The organism is Paenirhodobacter enshiensis (assembly GCF_000740785.1).
Lineage (GTDB): Bacteria > Pseudomonadota > Alphaproteobacteria > Rhodobacterales > Rhodobacteraceae > Rhodobacter > Rhodobacter enshiensis.
Genome location: NZ_JFZB01000080.1, coordinates 1 through 1,424 on the forward strand (window position 1 = coordinate 1; position 1,424 = coordinate 1,424).

The 1,424-nt window shown below is 63.3% G+C and carries 1 pseudogene; it reads left to right on the plus strand.

The features are described 5' to 3' along the window. Positions 1–73: 73 nt before the first annotated feature. Positions 74–1,320, plus strand: a pseudogene (locus CG50_RS16740) (IS5 family transposase). Positions 1,321–1,424 lie beyond the last annotated feature (104 nt).

Sequence of the window (1,424 nt, forward strand, 5' to 3'; positions counted from 1 at the left end):
GCTGAAAAACTCCGGCCTCGACGTCCTTCGTGGAACATGATTCATCGCGACTACGGCATGGGCGGAGGTGGCGATGCGCGGATCGGACAAGGCAACGGGATCGTTGTTCAGCTACGTCAATCTTGAGGAGCGCATCCCGGCGCGCCACCCGCTGCGCAAGATCAGGTCTGTCGTCAACGATGCACTGCGCTCCCTGGATGCCGATTTTGATCGGCTCTACGCCGGTGAGGGCCGTCCCTCGATCGCACCGGAACGGTTGATCGGGGCCAGCCTGCTGCAGATCCTCTGCTCGATCCGATCCGAGCGGCAACTCATGGAGCAGATGGATTATAATCTGCTGTTTCGTTGGTTCGTGGGCCTCGGAATAGACGACGCAGTGTGGGTCCCGACGGTGTTCACGAAGAACCGCGACCGGCTGCTGACCACGGACATATCCCGCAAGATCATGGCCGCCATCTTGGCGCATCGCGAAGTGGTACAGCTGCTGTCCGATGACCACTTCTCGGTGGACGGCACGTTGGTGAAGGCCTGGGCTTCGATGAAGAGCTTTCAGCCGAAGGACAACGAGGTGCCCGACAGGGACGACGGGCCGGGTGATCCGCCAGATGACGGTGCATCACCAATATCCTCCCCGGACCAATCCACGACTGAGCCAGCCCCGATGACCCGCCCCACACGCCGCAGCCGCAACGCCGAAGTGTTCGGACACTCTCTCGGACCTATGGCGTTCGTGTCCTCACTCCGTGGGGAACGGCGGTCGAATGCGACCACGCTTCGATGACCGATCCCGAGGCCCGGCTGTTCAAGAAGTCGCCCGGCGCCGGGGCCATGCTGTGCTTCATGGGGCATAGCCTGATGGATATGAGGCATGTTCCGCCATCGGTTCGAGGAACATGCCGATTGCGCTCCGGCCTGATCGTGCAAGCCGACCTGACGCAGGCGGATGGCCATGCCGAACGCCGTGCCGCCATCGACATGCTCCATCGACATTCACCCGGATCGACCCGGCGTCTGACCTTGGCTGCGGATCGTGGGTATGACAGCGCCGACTTCGTCGCCGAGTTACGCCAGATGGTCGTCACACCGCACATCGCCCAAAAGTCCCGGCACTCAGCCATCGACGGCCGGACGACCAGGCATCCCGGCTACGTTCAATCCCTGCGGCGCAGGAAGAAGATTGAGGAGCCTTTCGGCGGGGCCAAGACCGTCGGCGGCATGGCGCAAACCATGTATCGCGGCATCGAGCGTGTGCGGGCCCGGTTCACGCTGACCATGGCCGCCTGCAATCTGGCGCGGCTGCCGAAACTGCTTGCGGTCTGACGAGCGAGAGCGCCGCCGGGCGTGCCTGCCCAAGATCCAGCCCCCCCTGCATCCGCGTAGAGGGAAACCGTTCCTCCCGGCAGGGTTTTTCAGCGGCCTGCTAA